The sequence below is a fragment of the Tsuneonella litorea genome (assembly GCF_025154015.1).
GTDB classification, from domain to species: Bacteria; Pseudomonadota; Alphaproteobacteria; order Sphingomonadales; family Sphingomonadaceae; genus Tsuneonella; species Tsuneonella litorea.
Genome location: NZ_JAOAMV010000002.1, coordinates 1 through 15,157, shown reverse-complemented (window position 1 = coordinate 15,157; position 15,157 = coordinate 1). Strand labels below are relative to the sequence as shown.

Sequence of the window (15,157 nt, the reverse complement as noted above, 5' to 3'; positions counted from 1 at the left end):
CGGGCGAATCGCCCTTCGATGCAAGCGGGTCAGGACAACGATTCCTTCACCAGCCGGCTGGCAGCGGACATGTCGAGCACGGTCCCGTGGCGCGCCTTCAGTTCCGCCATCACGCGGCCCATGTCCTTGACCGATTGCGCGCCGAGTTCGGTCTTGATCGCCTCGATCGCCGCGCAGGTTTCCTCCTGCGACATCTGCCGGGGAAGGAACTCCTCGATGACCTTGAGCTCCTTGCGCTCCTGCTCGGCGAGTTCCTCGCGGCCGCCATCGACGTACATCGTGATCGATTCGCGGCGCTGCTTGGCCATCTTCTGCAGCGTCTCGATGACCAGCGCGTCGTCCTCGGGCTTCTGGCTCGCGGTACGAAGCTCGATGTCGCGGTCCTTCAGCTTTGCGAGGATGAGCCGGACCGCGGCGAGGCGCTCCTTGTCGCCGCCCTTCATCGCGTCGATCTGGGTCTGCTTGATGGTATCGCGGATCATTGGGAGGGTGCCTTTCACGGGATAAGTTTGCGGAGCGCCGCTTAGCGCGGGTTGACGCCGCGGGGAACCGGCCCTAGCGGCTGGGACTTAGCGACATCGCCGGAAACACTGACTCGGAGAGCCCCATGGCCGTCCCCGCCAACACGCCTGCGCAACCGAAGGGGGCCACCGGCGTGCTTGTCCTGGCCGATGGCACGGTGATCTGGGGCAAGGGCTTCGGCGCTACCGGCGAGGCGGTGGGCGAGGTCTGCTTCAACACCGCGATGACCGGTTACCAGGAAGTGATGACCGATCCCTCCTACGCGGCGCAGATCGTCACCTTCACTTTCCCGCACATCGGCAATGTCGGCGCCAACGCCGAGGATATCGAGAGCGTGGTCGAAGGCGCGGTCGGCTGCGTCGTGCGCGAGGAGGTGACGCCGAGCAGCAACTTCCGCTCCCAGCAGCAGTTCACCGAGTGGATGGCGGCAAAGGGCAAGATCGGCCTGTCGGGCATCGACACCCGCGCGCTCACCCGCCGCATCCGGCTGAAGGGCGCGCCCAACGCGGTGATCGCGCACCACCCCAAGGGCCAGTTCGACCTCAAGAAGCTGATCCAGCGCGCGCAGGAATGGCCGGGTCTCGAAGGCATGGACCTCGCCACCCGCGTCAGCCGCGAGGCGCAGGAGGACTGGGGCGGCGGCTACTGGGAGCTGGGCAAAGGCTACGCCGATGCCGACAACGCCGGCAAGCCGCACGTGGTCGCAATCGATTACGGCGCGAAGGACAACATCTTCAGGAACCTCGTGAAGGCGGGCGCGCGGGTGACGGTGGTGCCGGCCAAGACTTCGCTGGAAGAGATCGAGGCGTTGAAGCCCGACGGCGTGTTCCTCTCCAACGGTCCGGGCGACCCGGCGGCGACCGGCGAATACGCGGTGCCGACGATCAAGGCCCTGCTCGAGCGCGACGTGCCGGTGTTCGGCATCTGCCTTGGCCACCAGATGCTCGGCCTCGCCGCGGGCGCGACGACGAGCAAGATGCACCAGGGCCACCGCGGCGCGAACCACCCGGTCAAGCGGCTCGCCGACGGCGTGGTCGAGATCACCTCGATGAACCACGGCTTCGCGGTCGACAACACCGCACTTCCCGAAGGCGTCGAGGAAACCCACGTCTCGCTGTTCGACGGCAGCAACTGCGGCATCGCGATCAAGGGCAAGCGCGCCTTCGGTGTCCAGTACCACCCCGAAGCCAGCCCGGGGCCTCAGGACAGCTTCTATCTCTTTCAAAAATTCGTCGGAATGCTCGGATAATGCCCAAACGCACTGACATCTCCTCGATCCTCGTCATTGGTGCCGGGCCGATCGTCATCGGACAGGCGTGCGAGTTCGATTATTCGGGCACGCAGGCGATCAAGGCGCTGAAGGAGGAGGGGTACCGGGTGATCCTGGTCAACTCCAACCCCGCCACGATCATGACCGATCCCGAGTTCGCCGACGCGACCTACGTCGAGCCGATCACGCCCGCGATCGTCGCCAAGATCATCGAAAAGGAGCGGCCCGACGCGCTGCTGCCGACGATGGGCGGGCAGACCGCGCTCAACACCGCGCTGGCGCTGTTCAACGACGGAACGCTCGACCGGCTTGGCGTGCAGATGATCGGCGCCGATGCCGACGCGATCGACAAGGCCGAGAACCGCCAGCGCTTCCGCGAGGCGATGGACAAGATCGGCCTCGAAAGCGCGCGCAGCGGCGTTGCCAACACTGTCGACCAGGCCTTTGCAATTCTTGAAAGAACCGGGTTGCCGTCGATCATCCGGCCGAGCTTCACGCTGGGCGGCACCGGTGGCGGCATCGCCTACAACAAGGCCGAGTTCGAGAAGATCGTCCGCGAGGGCCTCGACGCCAGCCCGACCACAGAGGTCCTCATCGAGGAATCGCTGCTCGGCTGGAAGGAATACGAGATGGAAGTCGTCCGCGACAGGAACGACAACGCCATCATCATCTGCTCGATCGAGAACGTCGACCCGATGGGCGTCCACACCGGGGATTCCATCACCGTCGCCCCGGCGCTGACGCTGACCGACAAGGAATACCAGATCATGCGCAGCGCGAGCATCGCGGTGCTGCGCGAAATCGGCGTGGAAACAGGCGGTTCGAACGTACAGTTCGCAGTCAATCCCAAGGACGGGCGGCTGATCGTCATCGAGATGAACCCGCGCGTCTCGCGGTCCTCGGCGCTCGCGTCGAAGGCCACCGGCTTCCCCATTGCGCGCGTCGCGGCGAAGCTGGCGGTGGGCTACACGCTCGACGAGATCACGAACGAGATCACCGGCGCGACGCCGGCGAGCTTCGAGCCGACGATCGACTACGTCGTCACCAAGATCCCGCGCTTCGCGTTCGAGAAGTTCAAGGGCGCCAAGGTCGAGCTCGCAACCGCGATGAAGTCGGTGGGCGAGGTCATGGCGATCGGCCGCAACTTCCAGGAAAGTGTGCAGAAGGCGCTCCGCGGACTCGAGACCGGGCTCGACGGGTTCAACCGCGTGGTCGAGCTCGAGGGCGCGAGCCGCGAGGAGATCACCGCCTCGCTCGCCCGGCGCACCCCGGACCGCCTTCTCAAGGTCGCGCAGGCCTTCCGGGAGGGGATCGAACTCGACGAGATCGCCCGCATCACCGGATACGATCCGTGGTTCCTCCGCCAGATCGAGGAGATCATCTGGGAAGAACAGATGATCGGTCATCACGGCCTGCCGCGCGATGCGCAGGAAATGCGCCGGCTGAAGGCAATGGGCTTTTCCGACAAGCGCCTTGCCACGCTGGCGGTGCGCTCGGTCGGGGTCGCAGGGGGGCTGGGAGAAACCCAGGCCAAACGTTCGGGCCTTTTGCACGACACGCTGCGCGCGATGGCCGGCGCCACCAGCGAACAGGAAGTGCGCGACCTGCGCCGCAAGCTCGGGGTGTTCCCGGTGTTCAAGCGGATCGACAGTTGCGCCGCCGAGTTCGAGGCGGTGACACCTTATATGTACTCGACCTACGAAGCACCGAGCTTCGGGGAACCCGAAAACGAATCGAACCCCACCGACCGCAGGAAGATCGTCATCCTCGGCGGCGGCCCGAACCGGATCGGGCAGGGCATCGAGTTCGATTACTGCTGCGTGCACGCCTGCTTCGCGCTGTCCGAGGCAGGTTTCGAAACGATCATGGTCAACTGCAACCCGGAAACGGTTTCCACCGATTACGACACCAGCGACCGGCTCTACTTCGAGCCCCTGACCGCCGAGGACGTGCTCGAGATCCTGCGGGTCGAACAGTCGAACGGCGAGCTCGTCGGCGTGATCGTCCAGTTCGGCGGGCAGACGCCGCTGAAGCTCGCCCAGGCGCTGGAGGACGAAGGCATCCCGATCCTCGGCACCAGTCCCGACGCGATCGACCTTGCCGAGGACCGCGAGCGGTTTGCCCAGCTGGTCAACAAGCTGAAGCTCAAGCAGCCGCAGAACGGCATCGCCCGCAGCCGCGACGAGGCCGCCGCCTGGGCCAACCGCATCGGCTATCCCGTGCTGCTGCGTCCCAGCTACGTGCTCGGCGGGCGCGCGATGGAGATCGTCGACAGCGAGGCGCAGCTCGACGATTACATCGCCACCGCGGTGCAGGTCAGCGGGGACAGCCCGGTGCTCGTCGACCAGTATCTGCGCGACGCGATCGAGTGCGACGTCGATGCGCTGTGCGACGGGACCGAGGTCCGCATCGCGGGCGTGATGCAGCACATCGAGGAAGCCGGGGTCCACTCGGGCGACAGCGCCTGCACCCTGCCGCCGTACTCGCTCTCCGCCGATATCGTCGCCGAGATGGAGCGCCAGGCCGAGGCACTTGCCCTCGCGCTCGGGGTCAAGGGGCTGATGAACGTCCAGTTCGCGGTCAAGGACGGCGAAGTCTACCTGATTGAGGTCAATCCGCGCGCGAGCCGCACGGTGCCATTCGTCGCCAAGGCGATCGGGCAGCCGGTCGCCAAGATCGCCGCGCGGGTGATGGCCGGCGAGCCATTGTCGAACTTCGAGCGGTTCAGGCGCGATCTCGACTACATGGCCGTCAAAGAGGCCGTGTTCCCCTGGGGCCGGTTCCCCGGCGCCGACCCGGTACTCACGCCCGAGATGAAATCGACCGGCGAAGTCATGGGCATCGACCGGGATTTCTCGACCGCGTTCCTGAAGTCGCAGATCGGTGCCGGTAGCGCGCTGCCCCAACAGGGCCTGCTGTTCGTGTCGGTCAAGGACAGCGACAAGCCGGTTGTCCTGCCTGCGGTCAAGGCATTGATCGATCACGGGTTCGAGGTGATCGCGACCGGCGGAACCCAGCGTTACCTTGCCGAGGCCGGCCTCCCGGTCGACCGGGTGAACAAGGTCGCCGAGGGACAGCCGCATATCGTCGACCGGATCATCGACCGTGAGGTGGCGCTGATCTTCAACACGACCGAGGGCTGGCAGTCGCTTCTCGACAGCCAGTCGATCCGCGCCAGCGCGCTGGAAGCGCGTGTCCCGTACTACACCACGGCCGCCGCCAGCCTCGCCGCAGCGCGCGCGATCACCGAGGTTTCGGCCGATCAGCTTGAAGTCCGCCCCTTGCAGGACTATTACGGCTGAAACAACACACGCGTTTTTCCCGACATCGCGACCTTGTAACGAGCCGTTTCGACAAGCGGCGGGGTCTCGAATTGTCCCGACAGGCGTGACGGCAAGAGAAAGAACGACGGGATGGCTACGATGGAAAAGGTGCCGATGCTGGCCGAAGGTTACGAGCGAATCGCCGCCGACCTCAAGGCCCTGCGCGCGGAACGGCCGAAGATCGTCGACGCGATCGAGGAAGCGCGCGCGCACGGGGATCTCTCCGAAAACGCCGAATACCATGCCGCGAAGGAGCGTCAGGGCCAGATCGAGGCGCAGATTTCGGATCTTGAAGACCGCATCAGCCGCGCGCAGATCATCGACCCTGCGACGCTTTCGGGTGACCGCATCGTGTTCGGCGCCACGGTGACCCTGCTCGACGAAGACGACAAGCCGGTGAAGTACCAGATCGTCGGCCAGACCGAAGCGGACGCCAAGAAGGGCAGGATCAGCTACAATTCGCCGCTCGGCCGCGCGCTGATCACCAAGAAGGTCGGCGACGAAATCGAGGTCACAGTTCCCTCGGGCGACAAGTTCTACCTGGTCGAGAAGATCGAGTTCATCTGATTACGGCACGCGGCGAGGGGCGCCGTCGCGGCGCTTCCCCCCGTTCGGCCCGTCCGTTCGGCGGATCGACCGAGGTTGCCGTCGAGCGTCTCACTTGCCCTCGGCCTCGGGGTCGAAGAGCTTGTGAAGGTGCACGATAACGTACTTCATCTCGGCATCGTCGACGGTGCGCTGGGCCGCGCCGCGCCAGGCCTCGAGCGCGCTGGCGTAGTCGGGAAAGACGCCGACGACGTCGATTTCCTTCAGGTTTTCGAACTGCAGCGTCATCGGGTCGGTCACGCGCCCCCCCATGACGAGGTGGAGCAACTGCTTCTTGGCTTCGGTCATCGTGTCAGGTCCTTGGGGAGGAATCGCAGCGCCCCATAGGGAAGGCGGCGCGACAGGGAAACCCCGTCGCGCCGCCTCGCGTCGATTGCTTCGCCGGTATCAGTGCAGTCGGGAGCGTGCGCTGCCGAGCGCGCGGTTGGCGGTCCGGCTCGCGCTGTCGATCGCGCGGCTCGCCGAATCGCTCGCGCTGCGTCCGAGATCACGGGCGCCGTCGCCGATCGTTTCGCCAAGATCACCGATGCGTTCCTGCCCGGCCTTTGCCGCTTCTTCCGCGCTTTCCAGGAACTTTGCGCCATACGTCAGCGCCAGGTCCGCAAGCGTTCCGGCAAGAACCGCGGTACGCGCGCTGGCCTTCTTGCGCATGCGGCGCCCGGGTCCCGGCACGATCGCAGCGACCAGGACTCCCAGGGCAAGTCCCCCAGCGAGCGTCGCCAGCGGGTGCTCCTTGACGAACGAGGTCGCGCCGTCCGCTGCGTCGCGCGCGTAATCGCCGAAAGAGCGATCGCTGTTGCGCTGCTCGGCTGCTTCGATCTTCTTCTTGAGTTCCTTGCGTTTGTCTTCGGAATTGGTGGCCATGGGCGACTCCATTCGAGTGGGGGTTCGCTTAGCTAACGGGTCGGCTCGGTGTTCCGTTCCAATTCGCCCGGATCCCCGTCGGCGACTTCATCCTCGTCGAGAAACAGGTCGAGGATGGGATTGCGGGCGAACCACAGCACGATCGCGGCTATCAGAGTCGCGACAACACCCTTGTTGTTGTCCGCGACCTCGATCGCTTCGTCGAGGACCTCGCTCGCGCCTTCGCCGATGCGATCGACGATCCGGCGCGAGATGCTCTTGCCGGCCAGGCTCGCCCGCAAGTGGGCGATGTCGGCCTCGAACAGCGCGCGGGCGGCATTGCGCAGTGCGCGATCCTCGCGGAGCTGTCTTTCGAGAGACAGGCTCATTCGCGGGTCTCCGAATAGGCCTGGGCAAGTCGGGCGAACTTGCGCCGGGCGGCGAGGGCGAAGGCGGTGCCGGCTGCGAGGAGCACGAAGACGACGGCACCGGTGGCGCCCCACGGGCCGATCAGCGGGGTGAGCGCGATCACCAGGCCGACGACGAGCGCGACCAGGGCCAGGTGGACCAGCGCGAAGGCCGCAATACCGTAGAACGCTCCCGACCGTCCGCGATCGAAGGCGAATGCCGCTCGCGTCTTCTGGAACTGGATCTCAGCCTCGACCATCGTGCGGCCGTCGTCGAACAGTGCGACGATATCGTCGGTCAGCGATCCCTTCTCCGGATCAGCCTCGCCCACGGGACGATCCTCGTCCGCAAAGTGGAGATCGGGGTCATGCGTGTTCAAGTCAGCCCTCCCGAGCAGGAGGATCAGTCGTTAGAACCGCGGAACATCCGTGCCAACAGGAACCCGCCGACCGCGGCGATGCCGATTGCGAGGCCGGGGCTCTTGCGCACCATCTCGCGCGCGTCCTCGCCCAGTTCCTCAACGCTCTTGGCGTCGATCTTGGCAGACGCTTCCTGGAGCGAGCGCGAGGCCGAACGGGCATAGTCGCCGTACTTGGCGCCGAGCTTCTCGTCGACCGTGGGCGCGGTATCGAACACGGCACGGCCGAGCGCGAGGAGCGCCTCGGCGATCTTGCCCTTGCCGTCGGTGGCGAGTTCACCCGCCTTGCCCTTGGCCTGGACACCATAGTTCTTCGCCTCGGCGACCCAGTCCTCGCTCTGCGCGCGGGCCTGGTTGCGATAGGCGGCAGCGCGCTCGCCCGCCTCGGTCTTGAGCGCCGCGGCACCGGCCTTCGCTTCCTCGAGCGCGGCATTGAAGCGGCTCTTGGCGACGTCGGTGTTCTTGCGGGACTGGGCAGCAGGCTTGCGTGGGGTCGTGGTCGCGCCGGAGCCGGCAACCTTGGTGGCCGGCTTGCGGGTCGCCTTGGGCTTGGGAGTGGTGGATTTCGGGGTGCTGGCTTCGGCCATGATCGCTTTCCTTCTTGCCCTCGCATACAAATTCATCGTGCGTCCGGGGGTATCGGACACCGCAATGCTGCAACGCAACTTGCGTGGCATGGTTCCGCCGCATAGAGCGCGCCTGCATCCCCATATGGGCGTGTATTAGAACTATACAACACCCTTCCCACGGAGAGTCGTCATGACCGCTATCATAGACATCCACGGTCGCGAAATCCTCGACAGCCGCGGCAACCCGACGGTCGAGGTCGACGTCCTGCTCGAAGACGGCAGCTTCGGCCGCGCGGCGGTGCCTTCCGGCGCGTCGACCGGCGCGCACGAGGCGGTCGAACTGCGCGACGGCGACAAGAGCCGCTACCTCGGCAAGGGCGTGATCAGGGCAGTCGACGCGGTCAACAGCGAGCTCAGCGATCTGCTCGTCGGCTTCGACGCCGAGGACCAGCGCGACATCGACCTCGCGATGATCGAACTCGACGGCACCGAGAACAAGGGGCGCATTGGCGCCAACGCGATACTGGGCGCGAGCCTGGCGGTGGCAAAGGCGGCCGCCGATGCCCGCGGCCTTCCGCTCTACAGCTACGTCGGCGGCGTGTCGGCGCACGTCCTGCCGGTGCCGATGATGAACATCGTCAACGGCGGCGAGCACGCCGACAACCCCATCGACGTGCAGGAATTCATGATCATGCCCGTCGGTGCCGGCAGCCTTGCCGAGGCGGTGCGCTGGGGCGCGGAAGTATTCCACACGCTCAAGAAGTCGCTCCACGCCAAGGGCCTGGCCACCGCGGTCGGGGACGAGGGCGGCTTCGCGCCCGATCTCGCGAGCACCCGGGCCGCGCTCGACTTCGTCATGGGTTCGATCGAGGAGGCCGGGTTCAAGGCCGGCACCGACATCGTGCTCGCGCTCGACTGCGCGGCGACCGAATACTTCAAGGGCGGCAAATACGAGATGACGGGCGAGGGCATCTCGCTCTCGCCGCAGGAAAACGCCGAGTGGCTCGGAAAGCTGTGCGCCGACTACCCGATCCGCTCGATCGAGGACGGCATGAGCGAGGACGACTTCGAGGGCTGGAAGGCGCTCACCGACCTCGTCGGCGACAGGGTGCAACTCGTCGGAGACGACCTGTTCGTCACCAATCCGCGCCGGCTCGAGATGGGCATCGGCAAGGGACTGGCGAACTCGCTGCTGGTCAAGGTCAACCAGATCGGCACGCTGACCGAAACGCTCGAGGCTGTCAGCATGGCGCAGCGCGCGGGCTACACCGCGGTGATGAGTCACCGTTCGGGTGAAACCGAGGACGCGACGATCGCCGACCTCGCGGTCGCCACCAATTGCGGGCAGATCAAGACCGGGAGCCTCGCGCGGTCTGACCGGCTGGCAAAGTACAACCAGCTCATCCGCATCGAGGAAGAACTCGGGGCGAGCGCGCACTACGCGGGCGCGGACTGCTTCGGCCGGCTGGCCCGCTAGGGCAATCGACGAACCACCGGGCGGAGCTGACGAAGGCGGTTTCGCGACGGGCGCTCCGCCCCTAGACGGTTGCGATTGTAACCGACTCACTGGGAGAGCCCGTTTCCATGAACACCCGTTTCGTCGCCGCCCTGATGCTGGGCGTGGCCAGCGCCACCCTGGGACCCATCGCCTGTTCGATGGCCGGTACTGACACCGCCGACGTAGCCACCACGCCGGGGACCGAGCTCGGCATCCGCAAGGACTGGATGGACACTTCGGCCAAGCCGGGCGACGACTTCTTCCAGTACGCGAACGGCAGCTGGGTGCAGAACACCGAGATTCCCGCCGACCGCTCGGGCATCGGGGGATTCTGGATCGCCGACCAGGCGACCGAAAAGAACCTCGAATCGCTCATCGCGGAGATCGTCGCGTCGGACCCCGAGCCGGGGAGCGATGCCGCGAAGGTCAAGGCGTTCTACCAGGCCTACATGGACACCAAGGCGATCGACGCCGCGGGTCTGGCGCCCGTGAAGGACGATCTCGCCCGCTTCGCCGGAATCGCCGACAAGTCCGCACTGGCCCAGGTGCTCGGCAGCCAGACCCGTGCCGACGTCGATCCGCTCAATGCGACCGACTTCCGTACCGAGAACCTGTTCGGCGTGTTCGTGACCCAGGCGCTCAAGGGCGGTGAGGTCGTGCCCTACATCCTGCAGGGCGGCCTGGGGATGCCCGAGCGTGAGTACTACCTGTCATCCGACCAGAAGATGGCCGGCCTCAGGACCGCCTACCGCGCCTACATCGCCGACCTGCTGAAGGCTGCCGGCATCGACAATGCCGATGCGAGGGCGCAGCGGATCTTCGACCTCGAGATGAAGATCGCCAGGGCCCACGTGAGCCGGGAAGAAAGCGACGACTGGTCGACCGCGAGCAGCCTGTGGCAGCAGTCCGACTTTGCGAAGAAGGCTCCCGGCCTTGATTGGGATGCCTTTTTCAAAGGGGCCAACCTCGACGGGTACAAGACCTTCGATGCCTACCACCCCGGCGCGATCACCGGCCTGTCCAGGCTGGTCGCCAGCGAGCCGCTCGATGCGTGGAAGGACTGGCTGGCGTTCCACCAGATCAATAGCCACACCGACGTCCTGCCGTCGAAGCTCGATGACCTGCACTTCGCGTTCTACGGCCAGAAGCTGAACGGTCAGGAGAAGCAACGCGCGCGCGACAAGCGCGCACTGGCCGCGGTCAACGAGCACATGGGCGATGCGCTCGGCAAGCTCTACGCCGAAAAGTACTTCCCGGCCTCCGCCAAGGCAGAAATCCAGGGGATGGTCGACAACATCAAGGACGCGTTCGCCAAGCGCATCGAAGCGCTCGACTGGATGGCCGCCGAAACCAAGGCGGAAGCGACGAAGAAGGTCCAGACGATGGAGGTCGGCGTCGGGTATCCGGACGAATGGACCGACTATTCGGCGCTGCAGGTCCCCGAAAGCAAGCCCTATGCCGCCGTCATCGCGGCGGAGAAGGCGCGCTACCGACAGCAGCTCGCCAAGATCGGCAAGCCGATGGACAAGAGCGAGTGGTGGATGAACGCCCAGCTGGTCAACGCGGTCAACCTGCCGGTGCAGAACGCGCTGAATTTTCCCGCCGCGATCCTTCAGCCACCCTTCTTCGACCCGAAGTGGGACCCGGCTGCCAACTACGGCGCAATCGGCGCGGTGATCGGTCACGAAATCAGCCACAGCTTCGACAACAACGGCGCCGAATTCGATTCCACCGGTACGATGCGCAACTGGTGGACCGATGCCGACAAGAAGCAGTTCCAGGCGGCCGGCAAGGCGCTCGCCGAGCAGTACGACGCCTACGAGCCGTTTCCCGGCCTCAACGTTAAGGGCGAGCTTACCCTGGGCGAAAACATCGCCGATATCGCCGGCCTGCAGGCGGCCTACGACGCGTATCGCGCGTCGCTGAACGGCAAGGAGGCGCCGGTGATCGACGGATTTACCGGGGACCAGCGGTTCTTCATCGCCTATGCCCAGACCTGGGCCAGCAAGATGCGCGAGGAAGCCCTGCGCCAGCGCATCGCCACGGATGGCCACGCCCCTGCGCAGTACAGGGCGCTGACGGTCCGCAACATGGACCCGTGGTACAAGGCATTCGACGTCAAGGAAGGCGACAAGCTGTACCTGCCGCCGGAAAAGCGCGTGAAGGTCTGGTGATCGCCTAGCTTTCTTCCGCCTCGACCTCGTGCTCGATCCGCTCGGCCACGGGTTCGAGGCGGTCCATCACCTTCTTGTTCTTCGGGCTGAGCAGGTATTGCCATACGCCCCAGGCGTTGATGAGCAGCAGGATCGCGTTCATCGCGGCGATCGGCATCGCGCCGCTGGTCAGGCCGGACGCGATCCAGGTGACCGACACGAGGCAGAACAGCACAAATCCCCACCCGGTCGCCTTGCGGCCGAGATCGAGCGCGATGAGCCCGGCCGCCAGCATCGTGCCGACGGCGGCGATCCATTCGAGCGGTCCGTTCATTCCTGTCCTTCCGATGCGGTCACGCTAGCGACAAGCTGCGGAAAGGGCCGGGAGTTCCGGACCCGGTCAGGATCCGGCAGCGGTCAGCCTGTCGACCTGGTCATCGGTCAGCTCGACCCGGGTGAATTCGAGCAAGTCGTCGAGCTGGTCCGCGGTCCGTGCGCTGGCGATCGGCGCGGGAATGCCCGCCTGACGCACGAGCCACGCCAGCGCAATCGCCGCGTGGCTCGCGCCGGTCTCGGCTGCAACATCATCCATCGCGGCGAGCACCCGGGGGCCGTTCGCACCGGCAAGCTGCTTGGCCCGACCCCCGCGGATCGACTTCTTGAAGTCATCCTCGGTCCGGTACTTTCCCGTGAGATAACCTGCGGCGAGCCCGAAATAGGGCAACATGACGAGGCCATTGTCGATGACGCTCGCCCGCATATCCTCGCCATACGCCTCGCGCGCGGCGAGGTTGTATTCGTTCTGCAGGGCGGAAAACGCAGCCGCCCCGATCGAGCGCGCGTGTTCGACCGCGTCCTCGAGCCGCTGGACGTCGAAATTGGATGCGCCGATCGCCTTCGCCTTGCCGGAACGCACCGCGCCATCGAACGCCTCGACGATCTGTTCGATCGCGAGGTCGGGATAGTCCTTGTGCGCGTAATACAGGTCAACGCGATCGGTCCCGAGCCGGTCGAGCGAGGCATCGAGCGACTTCAGCACCCGCTCAGGTTCGTAGAGTTCCTTTCCGCCCAGCATCCCCGTCTTGGTGTGCAGACGCATTTCGTCGCGCACCCCGCGGCTCGACAACCAGCGCCCGATCTCGCTTTCCGATTCGCCGCCCTCGTGTCCCTCGACCCAGGCCGAATAGACGTCGGCGGTGTCGATCATCCGGCCCCCGGCCTCGTAGAACTTGTCGAGGACCGCAAGCGTCTCGTCGCCCTTGGTCGCCCAACCGAACACGTTACCACCGAGCACCAGCGGAATGCCGGCCATGAAATCGTGCTTCGCCATCATGAATACTGCTCCGCGATCGATAGAAGCGCCATCGCCGCCTTGGCCGCCTCGGCGCCCTTGTCCTTTCGAGCCGGGTCGGCGCGCTCGAGCGCCTGCGCCTCGTTTTCGACCGTCAGGATGCCGTTGCCGATCGGCACCCCGTCCATGGTGAGCGCCATCACCCCGCGCGCGCTCTCTCCGGCGACGATCTCGAAGTGATAGGTTTCTCCGCGGATCACCACCCCGATGGCGACGAAGCCGTCATAGCGACCACTGTCGGCAATCGTCGCGATAGCCCCCGGGATCTCGAGCGCGCCGGGCACCGTCATGACGTCGAACTCGTGCCCGTTGCGGCGCAGTTCGTCGCCCGCGCCTTTCACGAGCAGGTCGTTGAGATGGTCGTAGAAACGGGCTTCGACGATCAGGAACTTGGCCAAGGATGGATCCTCTCGATTGCATGGCGGACAGGACGTCCGTTCAACTATTGCCATTACAAATTGAAAAACATCGATATTTTTTCAAATGATCAGAGCGCTCCCACACTCTTTCCCACGCCTAACGGTCGTCACCTAGCTTTGAGCGCTATGGGGGTCCGGCAAACGTTACGCGGTAATGGCACCAATCGCTACGTCTGCATATTAGTGGTTTGGCCTCACCGGAAGTCCCCAATCGGGTCGTTAGCAGTTATTTGCGATTCAGTAGGCCAACCATCGCCATCATCTGCACCGCGCAATGATCGTCCAATTCCAGGAACTCTTCCCAGTGGCGCTCGAATGTGCGGTGCCACATGCCCTTGGGGCGCTGGATAACGCTGCCCCAACCTTGCTCGCAGTCGAGCTTCTTCTGGAGCCTAAACAGGCGCTCGAAAGGCCGGTCTCGGTGTGCGTAACGCTGGAATTGATAGGCCAGCCGCCATGCCTTGCGGGACGCGAACCTGTCGCCACCTGGTGGAAGGTAGAGCTTGCGGACACGGTTGCCGCGATAGGGACAGATCATCCACCAGCGCTTGCCCCCATAATTCGGCTGGGTGTGGCAGAGATAGACCGTCTGGCCCACGCTTTCGGCATCCTTGCCGCTTCCGCGCGTGTAGGATAACTGAAGCCGCTCCTGCTCAGGATCGTCCATGACGGCATCGTAGCTCATCGAACCGGACGGGTTTCCACCGCAGGTCCAGCGCAAGGTGCCGCTGATCCGCTGTCCCGGCCGCGCCAGACCATCCCTGAACATCCATGCCAAATCAATGCGCCGCGAAGCATCGGCAATTGGCCTCCAACCGTGCTGTCCAGATCCGTAGCCACCCATGCTCTGAATCAAACAAACGCGGAAACGCAGAGCGAAGGATTTTCCTAAATCATTAGAGAATTATACAGCGGCGAACGGCTGGGAACGGACATTCCGCTACGACCCCATTGCGGACATTATTCGCGGGTGCCATCCTTGGCAGCATGAGTGACGGTGGAGGGGACTGGTGGAAGCTCGAAGTGCCAGCGCACGTCGATCTTACCCGTCCCGGCATCTACGAGTGGCGCATCGCCAACGAGAGCGTCTACATCGGCAAATCCTGTCGGCTGCGCCGCCGCATTCGAGAATAACCTAACAATGTGCGCAAGCTGCTCACCGGCGCCCCTTATCGTCGCGGTAAGGAGACAGACTTTCGGCAGGTTCATCATGCCTTGCGTGATGCCCAGGCGGGGAAGCAGTGTGTGTTAGTGACGATCTTGGAAAATTGCGAACGAGATACGCTGAACCAGCGCGAACGTCATTGGATACGCGTCCGCAGAGCAGAGGCGGCTACTGGTGGTCCTCGCGTTCTTAACGGCCCATAGGAGACTAGCGCGTGGCAGAAGAAACCTACTGTTGGCGTTGCCGAGTAGAGATGCCCATGCTTGACGAGGACGAGTGGGCGCGGATCGGCCCCTTCCTCGAAGCTTCTGCTGAACCAACGCGAAGAGATGCTGCGCTCGATCTCTACCACGAGATGACGGGTGTTCGTGAAACGAACATTAACGCCATCTGGCATCATCGTCGTAGCATGTATGGCCCGCCCTGCAGCACCTGTGGGAAGCCATTGCGAACTCCAGTAGCCCGGTTCTGTGCCGCATGTGGTGCACCAGAGAGTCCTGACCGGGAGGGTCCTTCTGAGGTCTGCTAACCACCCTATTCTGTTGAAGAAGTCGGGTTCTGCGTTGCTGGCAGGCTGACGCGGATCGGGGGCGAGCAGCTTTCCTCGCCCGA

At 64.7% G+C, this 15,157-nt stretch carries 16 protein-coding genes; 6 read left to right on the top strand and 10 right to left on the bottom strand.

Annotation, left to right across the window (positions count from 1 at the left end; translation table 11 throughout):
• Positions 1-29 precede the first annotated feature (29 nt).
• The gene (locus tag N0B51_RS03495) at positions 30-482 is read right to left on the bottom strand and encodes a GatB/YqeY domain-containing protein (protein ID WP_259960837.1); all 453 of its coding nucleotides are present in this window, start codon (positions 480-482) and stop codon (positions 30-32) included.
• A gap of 125 nt (positions 483-607) precedes the next feature.
• On the opposite strand from N0B51_RS03495, the gene carA reads away from it, so the two are divergent.
• The 3 genes from carA (at position 608) to greA (ending at position 5,682) form a co-directional block, all read left to right on the top strand.
• Entirely contained in the window at positions 608-1,771 is a 1,164-nt protein-coding gene (gene carA / locus N0B51_RS03490; RefSeq protein WP_259960835.1) for a glutamine-hydrolyzing carbamoyl-phosphate synthase small subunit, read from the top strand.
• Positions 1,771-5,094: a carbamoyl-phosphate synthase large subunit gene (carB, locus tag N0B51_RS03485; RefSeq protein ID WP_259960834.1), complete on the top strand. Its 3,324-nt coding sequence runs from the start codon at positions 1,771-1,773 to the stop codon at positions 5,092-5,094. Before carA ends, carB begins: the two co-directional genes overlap by 1 nt.
• Positions 5,095-5,205: 111 nt before the next feature.
• Entirely contained in the window at positions 5,206-5,682 is a 477-nt protein-coding gene (gene greA, locus N0B51_RS03480; protein WP_259960833.1) for a transcription elongation factor GreA, read from the top strand.
• Positions 5,683-5,772: 90 nt separating this feature from the next.
• On the opposite strand, the gene N0B51_RS03475 is transcribed toward greA, so the two are convergent.
• From N0B51_RS03475 to N0B51_RS03455, 5 genes are all read right to left on the bottom strand, one after another.
• Positions 5,773-6,009: a DUF4170 domain-containing protein gene (locus tag N0B51_RS03475; protein ID WP_259960832.1), complete on the bottom strand. Its 237-nt coding sequence runs from the start codon at positions 6,007-6,009 to the stop codon at positions 5,773-5,775.
• Between the two features lie 99 nt (positions 6,010-6,108).
• Positions 6,109-6,585: a hypothetical protein gene (locus N0B51_RS03470; RefSeq protein WP_259960831.1), complete on the bottom strand. Its 477-nt coding sequence runs from the start codon at positions 6,583-6,585 to the stop codon at positions 6,109-6,111.
• Positions 6,586-6,617: 32 nt separating this feature from the next.
• Positions 6,618-6,953: a hypothetical protein gene (locus N0B51_RS03465; RefSeq protein ID WP_259960830.1), complete on the bottom strand. Its 336-nt coding sequence runs from the start codon at positions 6,951-6,953 to the stop codon at positions 6,618-6,620.
• Positions 6,950-7,351, bottom strand: coding sequence for a phage holin family protein (locus N0B51_RS03460; RefSeq protein WP_259960828.1), 402 nt, complete (start codon positions 7,349-7,351; stop codon positions 6,950-6,952). The genes N0B51_RS03465 and N0B51_RS03460 overlap by 4 nt, the downstream gene beginning before the upstream one ends.
• A gap of 23 nt (positions 7,352-7,374) precedes the next feature.
• A complete protein-coding gene (locus N0B51_RS03455; protein WP_259960826.1) occupies positions 7,375-7,977 on the bottom strand; it encodes a hypothetical protein in 603 nt (200 codons plus the stop codon).
• Between the two features lie 172 nt (positions 7,978-8,149).
• On the opposite strand from N0B51_RS03455, the gene eno reads away from it, so the two are divergent.
• Together eno and N0B51_RS03445 are read left to right on the top strand one after the other, a co-directional pair.
• Positions 8,150-9,436: a phosphopyruvate hydratase gene (gene eno, locus N0B51_RS03450; RefSeq protein WP_259960824.1), complete on the top strand. Its 1,287-nt coding sequence runs from the start codon at positions 8,150-8,152 to the stop codon at positions 9,434-9,436.
• Positions 9,437-9,543: 107 nt separating this feature from the next.
• A complete protein-coding gene (locus tag N0B51_RS03445; protein ID WP_259960823.1) occupies positions 9,544-11,631 on the top strand; it encodes a M13 family metallopeptidase in 2,088 nt (695 codons plus the stop codon).
• Positions 11,632-11,635: 4 nt separating this feature from the next.
• On the opposite strand, the gene N0B51_RS03440 is transcribed toward N0B51_RS03445, so the two are convergent.
• The 4 genes from N0B51_RS03440 to N0B51_RS03425 form a co-directional block, all read right to left on the bottom strand.
• A complete protein-coding gene (locus tag N0B51_RS03440; RefSeq protein ID WP_259960822.1) occupies positions 11,636-11,944 on the bottom strand; it encodes a hypothetical protein in 309 nt (102 codons plus the stop codon).
• Between the two features lie 66 nt (positions 11,945-12,010).
• Positions 12,011-12,943 (bottom strand): aldo/keto reductase, encoded by a 933-nt coding sequence (locus N0B51_RS03435; RefSeq protein WP_259960821.1) that lies wholly within the window; start codon positions 12,941-12,943, stop codon positions 12,011-12,013.
• The gene (gene ribH / locus N0B51_RS03430; RefSeq protein ID WP_259960820.1) at positions 12,940-13,359 is read right to left on the bottom strand and encodes a 6,7-dimethyl-8-ribityllumazine synthase; all 420 of its coding nucleotides are present in this window, start codon (positions 13,357-13,359) and stop codon (positions 12,940-12,942) included. The genes N0B51_RS03435 and ribH overlap by 4 nt, the downstream gene beginning before the upstream one ends.
• Before the next feature lie 247 nt (positions 13,360-13,606).
• The gene (locus N0B51_RS03425) at positions 13,607-14,224 is read right to left on the bottom strand and encodes a hypothetical protein (RefSeq protein WP_259960819.1); all 618 of its coding nucleotides are present in this window, start codon (positions 14,222-14,224) and stop codon (positions 13,607-13,609) included.
• Between the two features lie 143 nt (positions 14,225-14,367).
• Here N0B51_RS03425 and N0B51_RS03420 point away from each other — a divergent pair, with 143 nt between their 5' ends.
• Complete coding sequence (locus tag N0B51_RS03420) at positions 14,368-14,514, top strand: hypothetical protein (RefSeq protein ID WP_259960817.1); 147 nt, start codon at positions 14,368-14,370, stop codon at positions 14,512-14,514.
• Positions 14,515-15,157 lie beyond the last annotated feature (643 nt).

What these genes read in the sequence shown, in the direction of transcription:
- N0B51_RS03470 (WP_259960831.1), bottom strand. Translation starts at nt 6,585, where the DNA reads ATGGCCACCAATTCCGAAGACAAACGCAAGGAACTCAAGAAGAAGATC.
- N0B51_RS03495 (WP_259960837.1), bottom strand. Translation starts at nt 482, where the DNA reads ATGATCCGCGATACCATCAAGCAGACCCAGATCGACGCGATGAAGGGC.
- eno (WP_259960824.1), top strand. Translation starts at nt 8,150, where the DNA reads ATGACCGCTATCATAGACATCCACGGTCGCGAAATCCTCGACAGCCGC.
- N0B51_RS03420 (WP_259960817.1), top strand. Translation starts at nt 14,368, where the DNA reads ATGAGTGACGGTGGAGGGGACTGGTGGAAGCTCGAAGTGCCAGCGCAC.
- N0B51_RS03465 (WP_259960830.1), bottom strand. Translation starts at nt 6,953, where the DNA reads ATGAGCCTGTCTCTCGAAAGACAGCTCCGCGAGGATCGCGCACTGCGC.
- N0B51_RS03425 (WP_259960819.1), bottom strand. Translation starts at nt 14,224, where the DNA reads ATGGGTGGCTACGGATCTGGACAGCACGGTTGGAGGCCAATTGCCGAT.
- N0B51_RS03475 (WP_259960832.1), bottom strand. Translation starts at nt 6,009, where the DNA reads ATGACCGAAGCCAAGAAGCAGTTGCTCCACCTCGTCATGGGGGGGCGC.
- carB (WP_259960834.1), top strand. Translation starts at nt 1,771, where the DNA reads ATGCCCAAACGCACTGACATCTCCTCGATCCTCGTCATTGGTGCCGGG.
- N0B51_RS03435 (WP_259960821.1), bottom strand. Translation starts at nt 12,943, where the DNA reads ATGATGGCGAAGCACGATTTCATGGCCGGCATTCCGCTGGTGCTCGGT.
- N0B51_RS03445 (WP_259960823.1), top strand. Translation starts at nt 9,544, where the DNA reads ATGAACACCCGTTTCGTCGCCGCCCTGATGCTGGGCGTGGCCAGCGCC.
- carA (WP_259960835.1), top strand. Translation starts at nt 608, where the DNA reads ATGGCCGTCCCCGCCAACACGCCTGCGCAACCGAAGGGGGCCACCGGC.
- N0B51_RS03440 (WP_259960822.1), bottom strand. Translation starts at nt 11,944, where the DNA reads ATGAACGGACCGCTCGAATGGATCGCCGCCGTCGGCACGATGCTGGCG.
- greA (WP_259960833.1), top strand. Translation starts at nt 5,206, where the DNA reads ATGGCTACGATGGAAAAGGTGCCGATGCTGGCCGAAGGTTACGAGCGA.
- N0B51_RS03455 (WP_259960826.1), bottom strand. Translation starts at nt 7,977, where the DNA reads ATGGCCGAAGCCAGCACCCCGAAATCCACCACTCCCAAGCCCAAGGCG.